The sequence below is a fragment of the Actinomadura rugatobispora genome (assembly GCF_042656285.1).
In the GTDB taxonomy this organism is placed as follows: Bacteria; Actinomycetota; Actinomycetes; order Streptosporangiales; family Streptosporangiaceae; genus Spirillospora; species Spirillospora rugatobispora.
In genome coordinates this window covers 222,428-238,648 of record NZ_JBHSON010000001.1, presented here as the reverse complement: position 1 = coordinate 238,648, position 16,221 = coordinate 222,428, and the positions used below count along the sequence as shown (strand labels likewise).

Genomic DNA, 16,221 nt, shown 5'->3' with positions numbered 1-16,221 from the left:
CAGGTGGCGGACACGCATCAAGCGAAGTGGAACGGGGAGAGCATTCTCATGAACGGCACCTACCGCCCGCGCCGCGGACGGATGATCGCCGGCGTGTGCGCCGGGCTGGCCCGCAGGTTCGGGACCACGCCCGCCACCGTCCGGATCCTGGCGCTGCTGTCCTGCCTGCTGCCCGGCCCGCAGTTCGTGGTCTACCTCGTGCTGTGGGTCATGCTGCCGAACGAAGACCGGCACTTGGCGCGCTCCTCCTGAATTTCCCGCGGGCGCACTGATAACGTCCTGACGCCGTTTCGACCGGCGGAGCCCCTTGGACCCGGGGATCCCACGGTGTTAGATCGTGGCACGGCGTTTCCGAGAGTCCGGGAGGGAGCCCAGTGCCTGACAAGGGCCGGTGGCCGGGCCCCGGCGCGGAGGCGGGCACCGCCGACGGCGCCCGCGCGCTGCTCGGGCACCTGCGCGACCTGGCCCGGGCCCGCCGCGGGCCGGTCCGCGACGGCGCGGCCCGCGAACAGGTCCACTGGCTGGCCGACCTGCCCGGCGAGGTCTACGTGGAGACCGACGCCGGGCCCGGCGACGTGCTGTTCAGCGTCCCGGTGATCCCGCTGTCGCCGCCCGGCGTGCTGGAGGAGTTCGACGGCTGGCTGGGCATGCGGCACTGGTACCGGGCCCTGCACGACATGGCCGAGGACGCCGCCGCGCGCGGCGCGGACGTGGTGCTGGCCACCGGGCTGCTCAGCTGGGGTCCCGCCGACGGCCCCGCGGTGCACGACCACCTGCTGTCCACCCCGGTCCGGATCGTCGTGGACGACCGGTCCGGGCGGCTGGACGTGGTCCTGGCCGGCCACGCGACCCCGCGCGACCGCGAGCTGCTGGCCGGGCTGCCCGGCTTCCAGCCCGCCCGCACCGACTGGGTGTGGGACGCGGTGCGCTCGTCCGGGCAGGGGCTCGGCCTGCACGCCTCGGTGTCGGACGTGCTCCGCAAGTGGTGCTCGGTGGCGTTCGGCGACCGCGGCGAGGCGGTGGCGTTCCGGGAGGACTGGGCGCCCGCCCAGCCCGCCGGCCCCCCGCCGCCGGTGCCGCGGCTGCGGCTGGCGCCCGCGCTGGTCGCCCGCGCGCCGGGCCGGGCCGCCGTCGCCGCCCACTACGACACGCTGCTCGAACTCCTCGGCGACGGCCCGGTGCCCGCCGGGCTCGCCGGGTTCCTGGCGCCGGGCGGCCGCTCGCCGCTGCTGCACGTCCAGGACCGCGATGCCGAAACCGTCGCCGGCCTGCTCGGCGGGATGCTGAACCGGGGCCGCCGGGTGCTGGTCGCCGTCCCGGACGACGAGGCGGCCCGGAGCCTGCACGCCTCCCTGCCCGCCGGGGTCGCCGGGCTCTGCGCGACCGTGACCGGCTTCGAGGAGGGCGAGGCGGCCGCCGCGTCCCCCGAGCGGGTGGCCGCGGCCGTGCTCGCCCGCGTGGCCGGGCACGACCGGCAGCGGCACCGGGCGCTCACCGAGGAGCTGGTCGAACGGCACGAGGAGGTGAAGGCCGCCGTCGACGACCTCGCCGGGCGGCTGCGCGCGGCCGAGGAGGAGGAGCGCCACGACCTCGGCGGCGGCTACACCGGAGGCCGCGCCGACCTCGAACGCCGGATACGCGCCGAGGAGGCCGAGCACGGGTGGCTGCCGCCGCGCCCCGGACTCGGCCCCGCCCCGCTGCGGGGCGCCGAGGCCGCCGAGCTGGTCCGGCTGCTGGCGGGGCGGACCCCCGTCCGGCAGGCCCGCGCGGCGCAGCGCGACGTCGACCCGGCCACCCTTCCCAGCCCTCCCTACGTGCGGACGCTGATCGAGGCGGAGGCCACCGCCGCCGCCCGCGCCGAACGCTCCGAGAGCGACCTGTCCCGGCGGCTGCGGCACTGCGACGTCCACCTGATCGCCCGCCTGGAGAGCTGCGCGGCCGCCGTGAACGCCGCGCTCCGCGATCTGGGCCTGGAGGGCCACCCGCACGCGTGGGACCAGGCCGACCACGCGGTCCGCGCGTTCACCGACGCCCTCGGACGGCGCCGCCCGGCCGTCTGGGAACGCGTCGCGGAGATGGCCTCGCAGGCCGAGTGGGCGGACCGGGCCCTGCGCTCCCTGGCCGGCCACCGGGTCGAGCTCCCGCCGGGCGAGCTGCACCTGCGCGGGCTGGCCGCCGCCGCCCAGCAGCTCCGCAACTACCTCGCCGACGGCGGCACCCTCAAGCGCGGCCCGCTGCGCTCCGCGCCGCAGCGCCAGGCCGAACCCCTCCTCCAGGGCATCACCGTCGACGGCCGCCCGCCGGCCACCCCCGAGGCCCTCGACGCCGTCTTCACCGAGCTGATGGTGCGGATGGCCTGCCAGGAGCTCCAGTACGTGTGGGAGGCGGCCGGGGTGTCGTTCCCGGCTGACGTGCCGCCGGGGACGCGGGTCGCCCGCTTCCGCCGCGCGCACGCCCGCCTCGCCCGCGTCCGGGACGTGGTCCCCGCGATCGACGAGACCGTCGACCTCCTCTTCCAGGCCGGCCTGGGCATCCCGCTCACCCACCCGCTCCAGTGGTACGGGTACGTCGCCGGCCTGGAGAGCGCCCGGCTCAACCAGGGCGTGAACCGCGCCACCGCCGACCTCACCGCCCTGCGCGACGCGGTCGCCCGGGCCGGCGACGACGGCGACCGCCCGCCCGAGCTGAACGCCGCCATGGCCGCGATCGACGCCCGCGACGCCGAGGCGTACGGCCGGTGCCTGCGCGCCCTCGCCGAGGCGCGGCACGAGCGGGCCCTGGAGATCCGCTGCGCCGAGCTGCTCGGCCGCGTCCGGGCCGTCCACCCCGAGCTCGCCGACCTGCTCGCCGCCACCGTCGCCGACGAGTCCTGGCCGGGGCGGGTGGAGCGCTGGGAGGAGGCGTGGGCGTGGGCCGCGGCGGCGTCCCGCCTGGCCGCGCTGTCCCGCTCCGGCGCCGAGGACCGGCTGCGCGCCGACCTCGGACGGGCCCGCGCGCACCTGGACGAGGTGACGGCCCGGCTGGCCGAGGAGGAGGTCTGGGGCGCCTGCCTGCCGGGCGTGGACCCGGCGGCCACCGACCCGGCGGAGATCGTCCCGGTGTGGATCGTCCCGCTGTGGCGGATCCCCGAGGCGCTGCCGCCCCGTCCCGGCGCGTTCGACGTGGTGATCGCGGACGGTGAGCACGGCGCGGGGGCGGAGGCCCTCTTCCTCCTGTGGCACGCGCCCCGCGTGATCATCGTCGGGCAGGGCGGCCCGGCCCTCCCCGCCCCCGAGGGCCCCGTGCCGGTCTCGGCCCCGCCGCCGGACCTGGCGGAGATCATCACCCCGACCGCGCCGCTCTTCGAGATCCTCCTGACCCGCTTCGCCCCCGACCCTCCCGTCGAAGCGGAACCAGAACCAGAACCGGAACCCGAGCCGCCCGAGCCCGAGCCCCAGCCCGCCCCCGCGCCTCCGCCCGAACCCGAGCCTCCGCGGCAGCGGCGGCAGCCCAAAGCGGTCGCGAAGGTCGTCCGGGTCAGGCCGGGGCGGTCCATCGCGGTCTACAAGCGCCCGGAGCTGGTGGAGATCGTGGAGCAGGTCGCGCTGCGCGAGCCGGACCTCGACGACGACGGGCTCGTCGACCTGGTCGCCCGGCTGCTGGACTGCCCGGCGGACGAGGCACTGCTGGTGGGGGCGCGGGTCCGGTACGCGGTCGAGCAGTACCGGGAGATCTTCGGCTGACCGGTCAGTCCGCGACGTCGACGCCGAACAGGCGGGCGAGGCCGTCCAGCCCGAACCCGTAGCCCTGCCCGACGGCGCGCAGCCGCCAGCCGGTGCCGCGCCGGTAGAGCTCGGCGAGCAGCATCGTCCGCTCCGTCGTCGCCGCGTCCAGCGTCGCCTGCGCTAGCGGCCGGGCGTGCCGGCCGGGGCCCGCGGCGATCTCGACCGCGCCCAGGTCGCCGAACGTCGCGTCGCCGTCGACCGCCGCCGCGACCACGACCCGCCGCACCCCGGCGGGCAGCAGCGCCAGGTCGACGGTCACCGCCTGCTCGGCCGGGCCGTCGGCGGACAGCCGCACGGCGCCGTCGGGGCTCTCCGGCGCGCCGTAGAAGACGAAGTCCTCGTCGCAGGCGACCTGCTCGTCGGCGTCCACGGCGAACGCGACCACGTCGACCTCGCAGGCCGCGTGCTGCGCCCAGGACGCGGCCACCGTCCACCGCGTCGCCCCGGCGCTGACGGGCAGGTCGGCCACGGCGCCCCTGGCCAGCACGAACGGGTCCGCCGCCCGGTCCGGTGCCGGACGCGGCACGGGCGCCCGCAGCCACTCGCCCTCGTACACCGGCAGCTCCAGCGCGCGGGCCCGCGCCATGCGCCGGTCGGACTCGCCGCCCGCCAGCACCACCACGTCGGTGACGCTCGCCGAGAGGTTCACCGCCGCGGCCCCGCCCAGCTCGACCACCCTGCCGCGGGCGCCGGACGCCTGCGGGTGGCTCCCGCCGACGACGAGCACCCGCCGCCCCGCGAGCGGACCGCCCTTCCGGCCCCTGCCGCCGTTCCCGCCGCCCTGTGGCGCCGCCTCCGGCGCGTCGGCGGCCGGGGCCGGGGCGTCGTGCGGCACCCCGGCCCGGACGTCGCCGAGCAGCCGCACGAACGTCCGCTCGTCGATGACGGGGACGCCCTCCTCCCGCGCCCGCCGCGCCTTGCCCGAGTCCGACCTCGGGTCGCCGGCCACCAGCGCGCTGGTGTGGCGGCTGACGGAGCTCATCACGTTCAGCCCGGCCGCCGCCGCCCGCGCGGCCAGCTCCTCGCGCGGCACGCCCGTCTCGCCGGTCACCGCGACCTTCATGCCCTGCACGAGCGGGCCGCCGTCGGGAAGCCGCCCCGGGTTGCGGTACGCGCACGGGACCTTGGACGTCCTCGGCCGGTACGCGCCGTTCTGCTTGGGCGGGCAGGGCACCAGCGGCAGCGGCACGCCCATCTCCGCCGCGGACGCCAGGGAGCCGCGCAGCACCCCGGCGAGCGCGCGGGTGTCCTCCAGCGCGTCGTGCTCGCGGGCGTGCGCGACGCCGTAGTGCGCGGCGAGCGTGCCCAGCCGCAGATCCGAGGTCGGCGGCGCCAGCCGCCGGTTGAGCGCCAGCGTGCACAGCCGCCGCCGGACCGGCAGCGCCAGCCCGGCGCGCGCGAACTCGTGCGCGAGGAAGCCGTAGTCGAACGGCGCGTTGTGCGCCACCATCACCCGGTCGCGCAGCAGCTCGGCGACCTTCCCGCCGACGTCCTCGAACCTCGGGGCGCCCCGCAGTCGCCCGGCGGTCAGCCCGTGGACGTGCACCGGCCCCGGGTCGCAGCCCGGATCCAGCAGCGTCGTGAACTCGCCGGTCCGCGCGCCGTCGGAGCCGACGGTCACGATCGCCAGGGACAGGACGCGGTGCTCGTGCGCGCGGAAACCGGAGGTCTCCACGTCCACGAGCGCCCATTCACCAGGGTGCTCGGAGCTCTGCATGGTCGCACGCTAGAGCCGGGTGACCTGCGGGGGAGCGGCCTGACGGAAGGTGCCCACATGCGGACATCCGGTAAACCGGGGGGCACGCGCGGGTCCCGAGACGGATCGGGTCTGACATATCGGTGGGAGGGAGCGGGCCGGAACGGCATGATCTCTGTATGCGGACAGAAGAGATCATCGGTATCTGGCGGACCGTGATCCTGGGCGACCACAAGTCGTGGGTGATGTTCGGGAACGGGACGTGCGTGATCCTGATGGAGCCCGAGGAGGACCTCGCCGCGCAGGCCGTCGGGATCCTGCGCGAGTACGGGCCCGTGCACGCCGGGACGCCGTCCGCCGACTTCGGCATCATCGAGCTGGACGACGCGCCCGGCTGGGTCGTGTACGGCCACCACCACGACGACGTGCTCAGCTACGTCGCGCCCGACGAGGTCGAGGAGGCCGACGAGCTGAAGGTGGGGCTGCTCGGCCGCTCCCGGCGCGACCAGGACGGGCGCGAGCTCGAGGTCGTCCACGTGGAGGACAAGCGCGGGCGCGGCGACTGAGACCGGCCCCACCAGGAGAATTCCCCGACGTGACGCCGGGTGTCAGTGGTTGTCGGTATATAGGGAGGCGTGGCCGACTGGGATGAGGACGCGCGGGGGCGACTGCGCGCCGCCGTGCACCGGCGGGACGCCCGGCGGGGGCTCGACGTCCTGGCCGGCCGTCCGCTGGGGCCGGTGCTTCAGTACGCGGGCGACGTCCTGATCGCGGCGCTGGAGGGCGCGCTAACCGGCGCCGACCGGCTCGCACGCACATGCGTCGAGGAGCTGACCGGCCGCGACGGCCCCGGCGACGCGGAGCTGGCCGCCGAGCTGGCCGCCGCTCTCGACGGGACGGCCACGCCGCTGGCGGACGCGCCCGTCGACCTGGCCGCGCTCGGCCCCCGGCTCGACGCCGACCCGTCCGAGGGCGTCCACGTCGTCGACCTGCGCACCGGCGACATCGACTCTGAGATCGACGGCGGCCCGCCGCCCTTCGACACCGCCGACGACCCGGGGCGGTGGCTGACGTTCGTCCCGGGCGGGCCGGGCCCCGGCGGACCGGGCGAGGAGGCGCAGCGCGGCAGGGCGCGGAGCTGGCTCGCCGCGCACGGCTACCGCCCCGGCCCCCGCCCCTTCCTCTAGCAGGTCACGAGCCGGGGCGGACCAGCGGGAACGGGACCGTCTCCCGGATGCTGCGCCCGGTGAGGGTGATGAGCAGCCGGTCGATGCCCATGCCCATGCCGCCGGCCGGGGGCATGGCGTACTCCAGCGCGCGCAGGAAGTCCTCGTCCAGCTCCATCGCCTCGGGGTCGCCGCCCGCCGCCTGCAGCGACTGCTCGGTGAGCCGCCGCCGCTGCAGGATCGGGTCGATGAGCTCGGAGTAGGCGGTGCCCAGTTCGAGGCCGAAGACGATGAGGTCCCACTTCTCGGCCAGCCGCGGGTCCTTGCGGTGCGGCCGGGTGAGCGGCGAGGTCTCCGCCGGGAAGTCGCGCACGAACGTGGGTGCCTTGAGGTCATCCTCGACCAGCGCCTCGAACAGCTCCTGGACGACGCGCCCCTGCCCCCACGCCGGGTCGACGTTCACCCCGGCCCCCTCGGCGGCGGACCGGACGGCCGTCAGCGCGGTGTCGGGCGTCAGCTCCTCGCCCAGCGCCTCCGACACCGACCCGTACACGGTGATCTCGCGCCACGGCTCGGCCAGGTCGTACTCGACGCCGTCCCGGACGACCACCGTGGTGCCCAGCGCCGCGCGCGCCGCCGCGACGACCAGGTCGCGGGTGAGCACGGCCATGGTGTCGTAGTTGCCGTACGGCTCGTAGGCCTCCAGCATCGTGAACTCGGGGTTGTGCTTGTGCGACACGCCCTCGTTGCGGAAGTTGCGGTTGAGCTCGAACACCTTCCCGACGCCGCCGACCAGCAGCCGCTTGAGGTAGAGCTCGGGTGCGATCCGCAGGTACAGCTGCATGTTGTAGGCGTTCATGCGGGTGGTGAACGGCCGTGCGGTGGCGCCGCCGTGGATCGGCTGGAGCATCGGCGTCTCGACCTCCAGGTAGCCGCGATCGCGCAGCCCGTCCCGTACGGCCGCGACCGCGTCGCCGCGCATCCGCAGCATCCGGCGCGACTCGTCGTTGACGATGTAGTCGACGTAGCGCTGCCGCACCCGCGCCTCGGGGTCGGCCAGGCCCGTCGCCTTGTTCGGGAGCGGGCGCAGGCACTTGGCGGTGAGCTTCCAGGAGTGGGCCAGCACCGACAGCTCGCCGGTGCGGGACGTCACCACCTCGCCGGTCACGCCGACCTGGTCGCCGAGGTCGATCAGCGACTTCCACGACTTCAGCGACGCGGCGCCGAGCGCGTCGGAGGTCAGCATGATCTGCAGGTCGCCGGTCTCGTCGCGCAGCGACACGAAGATGAGCCGGCCGTGCTCGCGGGCCAGCATGACACGCCCGGCGACGGAGACGGACGCGCCGGTGAGGGTGTCGGGCGCCAGATCGGGGAAGCGCTCCCGGATGCCGGCGGCGAAGTCGGTGCGCTCGAAGCCGAGCGGGTACGGCTCCATCCCCGCCTCGCGGATCTGCTCCAGCTTGGCGTGCCGGACCCGCTCCTGCTCCGACAGCCGCCGCTGCGGCGCGCGCGCCGCCTCCGCCTCCTCCTCGATCTCATGGATCTTGGTGACCAGCTCCCGGGACGGCGCCATCCGCGCGGCGCGGTCGAGCTTGGGCCGGTTGAGGTTGGGCAGGAAGCCCTCGGCCCGCGCGTAGGCGAGGCCGAGGCGGATGACGTCGCGGTTCTGCATGTAGCAGATGAACCGGGGCCGCCAGTCGGGGTTGTACTTGGCGTTGGACAGGTACAGCGATTCGAGCTGCCAGAACTTGGAGGCGAACGACAGCAGCCGGTAGTACAGCCGCGCCACCGGGCCCGCGCCGATCTGCGAGCCGCGCTCGAACGCCGACCGCAGCATCGCGAAGTTGAGCGAGAGCCGCTGCACGCCGATGGTGCCGGCCCGCTCGGCGAGCTTGGCCACCATGAACTCGTTCAGCCCGTTCTCGGCCGCGCGGTCGCGCCGCATCAGGTCCAGCGACAGCCCGGTGCGGCCCCACGGGACGAAGCTGAGCAGCCCGCGCAGCTCGCCCTCGGCGTCGAACGCCTCGACCATCACGCAGCGGCCGTCGGTGGGGTCGCCGAGCCGCCCGAGCGCCATGGAGAACCCGCGTTCGGTGTCCTCGCCGCGCCAGGCGTCGGCGCTGCGGATCAGCTTGGCCATCTCCCACGCGGCGATCTGCGAGTGGCGGCGGATCCGCACCGTGTACCCGGCCCGCTCGACCCGCCGCACGGCCTGCCTGACCTGCCGCATCTCGCGGCCGTCGAGGTTGAAGTCGGTGAGGTCCAGGATCGCCTCGTCGCCCAGTTCGAGGGCGTCGAAGCCGTGCCGCCGGTAGATGCGCGCGGCGCGCTCGCCGACGCTGACCGCGCCGGGGATCCACGCGTGCGCGCGGCACTCGCCGAGCCAGGCCGCGATCGCCTGGTCCCAGGACTCGGGGTCGCCCAGCGGGTCGCCGCTGGCCAGCGAGACCGAACCCTCCACCCGGTAGGCGATGCCGGCCTTGCCGTTGGGGGCGAGGACGAAGTCCTTGTCGCGGCGCAGCGCGAAGTAGCCGAGCGAGTCCTCCTCGCCGTACTCGGCCAGCAGCGTGCGCACCGCGATCTCCTCGTCGGAGTCGAGCACCGCGTCGCCCCGGCCGGGACGGAACAGTGCCCAGAAGGTGACGATGAGCAGCCCGGTGCCGAGCACCCCGATGATCGTGTCGACCCAGCCCGGGACCAGCACGTCGATGGGCTCGCCGGTGACGCCCGACCCCAGCACGGTCTGTATCACCACGTACCAGGGATGGGTCCAGAAGCCGCCCCGCGGGTCCTGGTCGGTGACGGTGACCAGGAACGTGCCGATCCCGCCGCTGACCACCACCAGCACGGTGAACACGATCGCGGCGAGCCGCCGGTTGGCGCGGTCGGGCAGCGTGGTGAACTCGCCGCGCGCCGCGATCAGCAGCGCCAGCGCGGCCAGGAACACGCCGGTGGTGATGGCCTCGCCGACCGGCGTCGGCTCCGTCGGGTCGAGGATCAGCGCGAGCAGCAGCAGCGTGGACGTCGCCGAATACAGGCCGAACAGCAGGACCAGGATCCGCCACGCCGCCTTCTTGCGCCGCCGCACCCCCATCGACAGCAGGATCAGCAGCAGGCCGAACGGCACGCTGGCGGTGAATCCCAGATAATAGATCCAGCGCAGTGCCCAGATGTCGGCGACCTCGAGGATGAGGTCGGACGACAGCCAGGCCAGAATGGACAGGATGCCGGAGAGCCGGGTGTACCAGAAGAAGATGGTCGGCACGGTCTGGATGAGGCCGTGCCAGCCTGCGGCGAGTCCCGCGCCGGGCCTGCCCTTACCTGTACCTGGTGTCACGTTCATGCACGCTTCTGTCTTCGTCGGCTCTCAGGTCCACCTTGGCGCCAACCTCGGCGACACGGTGAACGTCTCACGGGTAGGGGACGGGGCAGCTGGGGGATGATGTCCCTACGGGGAGACCTACCCCCCATCGGAGTCGGTCCAAGGTTGTCAGCAAAAGTCGATATGGTCGCGGATATGCCAAATGAGTCCACCGGGGAGCGGTTGCTCGCCCGCCGCTACCGACTGGTGACGCAGGTCGGCCGCGGCGGCATGGGCACGGTCTGGCAGGCTCACGATGAGGTCCTCGGTCGTGACGTCGCGGTGAAAGAGGTCATCCTGCCGCATGGTCTCACCGATGAGGAACGCACGGTCCACCACAAGCGCACGTTCCGTGAGGCGCGCACCGCCGCGCGCCTCGGCCACCCCGGCGTGGTCACGGTGTACGACGTGGTCGAGGAGGACGGCCGGCCCTGGATCATCATGGAGCTCATCCTGGCCCGGTCGCTCGACCAGGTCATCAAGGGGGAGGGCCCGCTGGAGCCGCGGCGCGCCGCGGAGATCGGCCGGCAGATGCTGGCCGCGCTGCACGCCGCCCACGAGGCCGGCGTGCTGCACCGCGACGTCAAGCCCAGCAACGTGCTGGTGACCAGGGGCGACCGCGCGGTGCTGACCGACTTCGGCATCGCCACCGCCTCCGGTGACGCCACCCTCACCCAGACCGGCCTGGTGATGGGCTCGCCCGCCTACATCGCTCCCGAGCGCGCCCGCGGCCGCACCGCCGGACCCGCCTCCGACCTGTGGTCCCTCGGCGTCACGCTGTACGCGATGACGCACGGCAAGTCGCCTTTCGAACGCTCCGAACCGATGGCCGCCCTGGTCGCGGTCATCTCCGAGGACCCCGACCCGCCCGACAACGCCGGCCGTCTCGCACCGGTCATCCGCGGCCTGCTCCGCAAGGACCCCGACCAGCGGATGGACGCGATCGAGGCGGGCGCGCTGCTCGACGACATCGTCCGGCAGGAGACCTTCGACACCCAGCGCACGCAGGCCGTCGAGTTCCCCCTGGGCGAGGCCCAGGCCGAATCCGCCGCCCCGCCCGCCTCCGACGAGACCGTGCGCGACACGTCCCGCGCCGAACCGCCCGGCGGGCAGACCCGGATCGAGCCGGCTCCCGAGGCGCCCGCGCGCAAGCGGCCGTCCGGCCCGATGGCGTGGCGCCCCGGCTCGCCGACCGAACCGGCGGGCAGCCTCGCGCCCTCCGGCGACCGCCCGCCGGGCAACCGCAACCCGCTCCTCATCGGCGTGATCGTCCTCGCCGTGCTGGTGGCCGTGGTGGTCTTCCTGCTAACCCGGGACGGCGACGGCAAGGAGGCCGACACGCGCGGCAGCACGCCCACCGGCACCGCCCCCGCCTCCGCGTCCCAGAGCGCCTCTGAGACGCCGTCACCGTCGCCGAGCGGCAGCCCCGGCATCCCCGCCGGGTTCCGCCTGCACGAGGACCCCACGGGCTTCTCCATCGCGATCCCCAAGGACTGGAAGGGCCCGCTCCGGCGCGGCTCGTCGTCCTCCAGCGTGTTCTTCGAGCCGCCGAGCGGCGAGGGTTACATCCAGGTCGACCAGACCTCCGACCCCAACGACAGCGCGCTGGAGGACTGGGAGAAGTACGAGCCGAACGCGCGCGGCCGGTTCCCGGGCTACGACAAGGTCAGGATCGGTCCCGTGGCCCAGGGCGAGCCGGTCAGCGACCCCGACGGCGACGACGCGGCCGACTGGGAGTGGACCTACGACGGCAAGGGCGGCCAACGGCTGCACGCCCTCAACCGCGGTTTCGTCATGAACGACACCGGCTACGCGATCGTGCTGGTGGCCCCCGACGCCGACTGGGACAAGACCTTCTCCGAAATGGCCCCCATCTACCAATTCTTCAAGCCCAAGGACAACTGACCTCCCCCGTTCCCCGCCAGCCCAACTCGGCACCCACCTCGCTTGTCCACTGTCCGGCCCGGAGCGGAGCGCCAGCGGAGTGGAGGGACGGGCAGGCGGCGGGGAGCGGGTCCGTAGCGAGCCCCCAGGCGAGCGGAGGAGGCGTTCACCGCCGTCCCGGGGGGTGTGGGGGGTCGCCCCCCACAATGAAAGGGCATCTATGTCGGACGGGGAATCGGACGGGAAACGGGTGGTCGCCGGTCGCTACCGGCTGATCGCGGTGGTGGGACGCGGCGGCATGGGGACCGTCTGGCGCGCCCAGGACGAGATGCTCGACCGCGAGGTGGCGGTCAAGGAGGTGCTGCTCCGCCAGGATCTGAGCGATCAGGAGCGGGAGGAGCGGCATCGCCGGACGCTGCGGGAGGCGCGGGCGTCGGCCCGGCTGAACCATCCGGGCGTGGTGACCGTACACGATGTCGTGGACGAGGACGACCGTCCGTGGATCGTGATGGAGCTGGTCAGGGCGCGGTCGCTGCAGGAGATCGTCGATGACGGCGGGCCGCTGCCGCCCGGGCGGGTCGCCGGGATCGGGCGGCAGGTGGTGGGGGCGCTGCGGGCCGCCCACGCGATCGGCATCCTGCACCGCGACGTGAAGCCCGCCAACGTGCTGATCACCTCCGAGGACCGGGCGGTGCTCACGGATTTCGGCATCGCGCAGGTCGCGGGGGACGCCACCCTCACCCGGACCGGGGCGCTGGTGGGCTCGCCCGCCTACATGTCGCCCGAGCGGGTGAAGGGCGAGCGGGCGATCCCGGCGTCGGACCTGTGGGCGCTGGGGGCGACCTTGTACGCGGCGTGCGAGGGGAAGCCGCCGCACCACCGTTCGGACGCGATGGCCGTGCTGGCCGCCGTGATGACGCAGGAGCCGCCCCCGCCGCGCAACGCGGGGCCGCTCGCCCCCGTCCTGTACGGGCTGCTGCGGAGCGATCCCGTCCAGCGGCTGCGGGCCGATCAGGCCGAGGAGATGCTGCGCCAGGTCGCCACGGGCACCGCCCCGGCCGCGCACGGCTCGGCTCCCGTGGGCGCGGTGACCGCGGGGGCGGTGTCCGGCGGGGATGCGGAGACCCTGGCGCCCGCGGCGGACCGGACGCAGGGGGCTCCGGCCCTGGTCTCGGATGTTCGCGTGCCCGACTACAACTCCGACATCCCGGTGCCGGACCTGCCGGGCCCGGAGCGCACCGTCCACGGCACGGGCGGCCCCGGCGGCGGGACGGGCCGGCGGGGCAAGGTGCTGGTCCCGGTGATGACGGGCGCCTTGATCGCGCTCGTGGTCGTGGGCGTCTTCGGGTTCGTGCTCTGGCCGGACAAGGAGTCCGGGGGCGATGCCGGGCCGTCGCCGAGCGCGCCCGTGCAGAGCCCGCCCGCGCAGAGCGCCGCCCCGCCGCAGTCCGGGCCGGCCACGGCGGCCGTGAGCCCGCCCAAGGACGTCCTGCCGGCGCTTCCGCAGGGGTTCGTCCGGCAGCGCGGGCCCGGGTTCACGATCGGCGTTCCGGCGGGCTGGACGCGGCAGGTCAGGGGCAACAGCACGTTCTGGCTGGACCCGGCCTCGGACGCCTACGTCCAGGTGGACCGGACGGGCTGGACCGGCGACCCCTTCCAGCACTGGCAGCAGTGGCAGCGGGAGGTGATCGCCAAGAGGTCGCTGCCCGGCTACCGGACGATCGACCTGACCCGGGCGACCGTGGCAGGGCGCCCGGCCGCCGACATCGAGTTCGCCTGGAACGGCACCCGCGCCAAGGACCGCGGGGTCATCGTCGACGGGCGCTCGTACGCCGTCCTGGTGGCGGTTCCGGCGTCCCGGTGGAACACGTACCAGCCGACCGTGAACAATGTCATCGACACGTTCCAGCCATGAGCGTGAAATGAACATCGGGACGGGTGGGAGCGTCCCTGACAAAACAGAAGGCCGTGAGGTGTGCGCGAGGCGTTCCTCTAGGCAGCGCCACGCGCGACGGGGGAACATTTAGACATGGGAGAGGGTCATGTGCTCGCCAACCGCTACCGGTTGGACGCGGTGGTGGGCCGTGGCGGCATGGGCACGGTCTGGCGCGCCTATGACGTCATGCTGGACCGCGAGGTCGCGGTAAAGGAAGTGGTGCTGCCGCCCGGGCTGACGCCGGCGGAGCGCGACATCCTGTACCAGCGGACCTTCCGGGAGGCCAGGGCTTCGGCCCGGCTCAACCACCCGGGCGTCGTCACCGTGCACGACGTGGTGGAGGAGTCCGACCGGCCGTGGATCGTGATGGAGCTGGTCCGGGCCCGTTCGCTCCAGGACGTCCTGGAGGTGGGCCTGCTGGAGCACCGGCGGGTGGCCGAGATCGGGCTGCAGATGCTGGCGGCGCTGCGGCATGCCCACGAGAAGGGGATCCTGCACCGCGACATCAAGCCCAGCAACGTCCTGATCACCGACTCGGGGCGGGTGGTGCTGACCGACTTCGGGATCGCCCAGGTGGAGGGCGACGCGACGCTCACCCAGACGGGCCTGGTCATGGGGTCGCCCGCCTACATCCCGCCGGAGCGCGCGCAGGGGGAGCGCGCGGTGCCGGCCTCCGACCTGTGGGCTCTGGGCGCGACGCTGTACGCCGCGCTGGAGGGCCATTCGCCCTACGAGCGGCCCGATGCCATGGCCTCGCTCCAGGCGGCGCTCACCGAGCCGGTACCGCCCGCGCGGAACGCCGGTCCGCTGGCGTCGGTGCTGGAGGGGCTGCTGGCGCGCGAGCCGGCCAGGCGGATCACCGCCGCGCAGGCGCAGCCGATGCTGACCCATGTGGCCACGATGCCGGAGCCGCGCCCGCCCATGCCACCGGCCCGGCTGTCGGAGGACACCGTCCTGGACGAGCCGCCGCCCGCCTTCTACGAGCAGACGGTGGTCGACGAGCCCGCGGACACCGTGCTGGACTCGTCCGAGTTCGAGGATGTCACCCGGGTCGACCCGGGGACCTCGTCCCCCTCGTCGCCCTCGTCGTCGTCCCCGTCCTCCTCCTACGGCCAGAACAGCGCGGTCTTCCGGCCCAACACGCACCCTTCCGGCACGGCCGGCGGGTCCGGTCGCGGCGGCCAGGAACAGCAGGGCGGCGGTCAGGGGCAGCAGCCCGGACCGGCGCAGGGCCAGGGCCAGGGACACCAGGCGGGCGGCGGCCAGGGGCGGGACGCCGGGGCCGGGGGCAACGCGGGTGCCGGTGGCGGCTCGCCGCGTGATCCCGAGGTGCGGACGCTGCTGGAGACCGACTGGGCGATCCCGCCGCCCGGGCCGCAGACGCCGCCGCCGTGGGAGCAGCCGGCGCAGCACCGGCAGTGGCAGCAGCCCGCCGGGCCGTCCGGCAACCGGGAGCGGGAGCGCCGCAAGACCGTCGTGATCGTCACCGTCGCGGTGATCCTGGTGGTGGTCGCCGTGCTGGCGGGCGCGTTCATCCTGCGGACCAAGCTGAACTCCTCCGCCGCCGCGCCCGTCGCGCCGCCCGCGTCCGCGCTCTCGCCGCCGGTGGACGACCTCCCGCCGGCCCTGCCCTAGGGCGTCGAGCGGAGGCGAGGGCGGAGGCCGGGGCCGGTCAGCCGCCCGCGACCAGGGCGTTCAGGGCCAGGCGCAGGTCGGCGATGTGCGCTTCGAGATCGTCCAGCGTGCCCGCGGAGCCCGTGCCCTCCTCGCGCAGCCGGGACACGTCGCCCTCGACCCGGGCCATCCGTTCGTCGAGGGCCTTGAGGATCTGGTCGAGGCCGGCGCCGTCCTCGCCGTCGAGGGCCTGCCGCAGCAGCGTGGCCTGCCGGCGCAGCTGCAGCGTGCGGCGGTGCAGGTCGACGAAGATCGAGACCTTGGCGCGCAGCAGCCAGGGGTCGAACGGCTTGGTGAGGTAGTCGACGGCGCCCGCCGCGTAGCCCTGGTAGGCCTGCTCGCCGGCCTCGCCCGCCGCGGTCAGGAAGATGATCGGGATGTCGCGGGTGCGGGGGCGGCTCTTGATGTGCCCGGCGGTCTCGAAGCCGTCCATCTCCGGCATCACCACGTCCAGCAGGATCAGCGCGAACTCGTCGTTCAGCAGCTCCCGGAGCGCGGCCCGGCCGGAGGAGACCGGGACGACCTCCACCGGCAGCGCGTCGAGCACGGCCGAGAGGGCGACCAGGTTCTCCTGCCGGTCGTCCACGGCCAGGATCTTGGTGGCGTGCGGCACCGGCTCCTCCGGGCGTCGGTGGGTGCTACGTCCGACCACCCTGTCATGCCGCCGCCCCGGACGACAGCCGGTCAAGGGCGAATCGGCAAGGTGTGAGAATTCCATCCCGATTTTCGGTCGGGATCCC

Annotated in this window: 10 protein-coding genes; 7 read left to right on the top strand and 3 right to left on the bottom strand. The window is 74.5% G+C overall.

Annotated features, from left to right (window positions below; all coding sequences use genetic code 11):
* Positions 1 to 48 precede the first annotated feature (48 nt).
* Together ACFPZN_RS00995 and ACFPZN_RS00990 are read left to right on the top strand one after the other, a co-directional pair.
* The gene (locus tag ACFPZN_RS00995; RefSeq protein ID WP_378279102.1) at positions 49 to 252 is read left to right on the top strand and encodes a PspC domain-containing protein; all 204 of its coding nucleotides are present in this window, start codon (positions 49 to 51) and stop codon (positions 250 to 252) included.
* Between the two features lie 122 nt (positions 253 to 374).
* A complete protein-coding gene (locus ACFPZN_RS00990; protein WP_378279101.1) occupies positions 375 to 3,722 on the top strand; it encodes a hypothetical protein in 3,348 nt (1,115 codons plus the stop codon).
* 4 nt (positions 3,723 to 3,726) lie between these two features.
* On the opposite strand, the gene ACFPZN_RS00985 is transcribed toward ACFPZN_RS00990, so the two are convergent.
* The gene (locus tag ACFPZN_RS00985) at positions 3,727 to 5,481 is read right to left on the bottom strand and encodes a TerD family protein (protein ID WP_378279099.1); all 1,755 of its coding nucleotides are present in this window, start codon (positions 5,479 to 5,481) and stop codon (positions 3,727 to 3,729) included.
* A 158-nt stretch (positions 5,482 to 5,639) separates the two neighbouring features.
* Here ACFPZN_RS00985 and ACFPZN_RS00980 point away from each other — a divergent pair, with 158 nt between their 5' ends.
* Together ACFPZN_RS00980 and ACFPZN_RS00975 are read left to right on the top strand one after the other, a co-directional pair.
* A complete protein-coding gene (locus ACFPZN_RS00980) occupies positions 5,640 to 6,026 on the top strand; it encodes a hypothetical protein (protein ID WP_378279097.1) in 387 nt (128 codons plus the stop codon).
* A gap of 69 nt (positions 6,027 to 6,095) precedes the next feature.
* The gene (locus ACFPZN_RS00975; RefSeq protein ID WP_378279095.1) at positions 6,096 to 6,647 is read left to right on the top strand and encodes a hypothetical protein; all 552 of its coding nucleotides are present in this window, start codon (positions 6,096 to 6,098) and stop codon (positions 6,645 to 6,647) included.
* 4 nt (positions 6,648 to 6,651) lie between these two features.
* On the opposite strand, the gene lysX is transcribed toward ACFPZN_RS00975, so the two are convergent.
* Positions 6,652 to 9,969 carry a bifunctional lysylphosphatidylglycerol synthetase/lysine--tRNA ligase LysX gene (gene lysX, locus ACFPZN_RS00970; protein WP_378279093.1) on the bottom strand — a complete coding sequence of 1,106 codons (3,318 nt, stop codon included), beginning with the start codon at positions 9,967 to 9,969 and terminating at the stop codon, positions 6,652 to 6,654.
* Between the two features lie 174 nt (positions 9,970 to 10,143).
* Between lysX and ACFPZN_RS00965 the strand changes: the two genes are divergently transcribed.
* The 3 genes from ACFPZN_RS00965 to ACFPZN_RS00955 all read left to right on the top strand — a co-directional run bounded on the left by ACFPZN_RS00965 (position 10,144) and on the right by ACFPZN_RS00955 (position 15,442).
* On the top strand, positions 10,144 to 11,892 hold the full coding sequence (locus ACFPZN_RS00965; protein WP_378279092.1) for a serine/threonine-protein kinase: 1,749 nt from the start codon (positions 10,144 to 10,146) through the stop codon (positions 11,890 to 11,892).
* Between the two features lie 199 nt (positions 11,893 to 12,091).
* Positions 12,092 to 13,786, top strand: coding sequence for a serine/threonine-protein kinase (locus ACFPZN_RS00960; RefSeq protein WP_378279090.1), 1,695 nt, complete (start codon positions 12,092 to 12,094; stop codon positions 13,784 to 13,786).
* A 114-nt stretch (positions 13,787 to 13,900) separates the two neighbouring features.
* Complete coding sequence (locus ACFPZN_RS00955) at positions 13,901 to 15,442, top strand: serine/threonine-protein kinase (RefSeq protein ID WP_378279088.1); 1,542 nt, start codon at positions 13,901 to 13,903, stop codon at positions 15,440 to 15,442.
* Between the two features lie 37 nt (positions 15,443 to 15,479).
* Here the strand turns inward: ACFPZN_RS00955 and ACFPZN_RS00950 are convergent, their stop codons facing one another.
* Entirely contained in the window at positions 15,480 to 16,094 is a 615-nt protein-coding gene (locus ACFPZN_RS00950) for a response regulator (protein WP_378279086.1), read from the bottom strand.
* Between the last annotated feature and the right edge of the window lie 127 nt (positions 16,095 to 16,221).